Below are 664 nucleotides of genomic sequence, written 5' to 3'. Positions count from 1 at the left end.
AACTCTTGGTTCGATGACTTTGAGAAGTTTATTGCTTGGCAGACGAACTATAAGTTCGTTTCAACATCGGACTCTCTCAAGGATCGACCGGTGCTAACCCGTGAACAGTACATTGAGAGTCTAACGGACAATACGCGACAAATTGCTTTCATTTCTCTCCAGGACTTGAAGGGGGCCATCGCCTTCGGTGGTGGTTATGACAAACTTGCTTGGGTCAAGCAAATCAATTGGGATTTGCTTGTTGTTGACGAAAGCCACGAAGGAGTCGACACGTTTAAGACTGACGTTGCTTTCAACGAGATTAAGCGAAACTTCACGTTGCACTTATCGGGAACTCCATTCAAAGCCGTCGCGGAGGGCAAGTTCGCAGAAGAGCAAATATTCAACTGGACTTACACAGATGAACAAGAGGCAAAGGTGAACTGGCCAGTTGAGTCAGAAGAGAATAACCCCTATGCATTGTTGCCACGTCTAAGTATGTTCTCGTATCAGATGAGTCAGATGATTACTGATGAAGTGAACCAAGGCGCGAACATTGAAGGTGAAAGCAAGGAGTATGCTTTTGACCTTAACGAGTTCTTTGAGACGGATGATCAAGGAAAGTTTGTCCATGAATCAGATGTCAAGAAGTGGTTGGATTCTCTAACGCACAATGAAAAGTATT

At 44.4% G+C, this 664-nt stretch carries 1 protein-coding gene; it reads left to right on the top strand.

The annotated features are described in order from the left end of the window. Positions 1-664 (top strand): DEAD/DEAH box helicase family protein (locus tag WEIDD23_RS13875; protein WP_347474458.1); only part of this gene is annotated, 664 nt, incomplete at both ends.

Source organism: Weissella sp. DD23 (genome assembly GCF_001579105.1).
Lineage (GTDB): Bacteria > Bacillota > Bacilli > Lactobacillales > Lactobacillaceae > Weissella > Weissella cibaria.
Note: the sequence above shows the minus strand (reverse complement) of the source record. Positions and strands in the feature narration are given on the sequence as shown.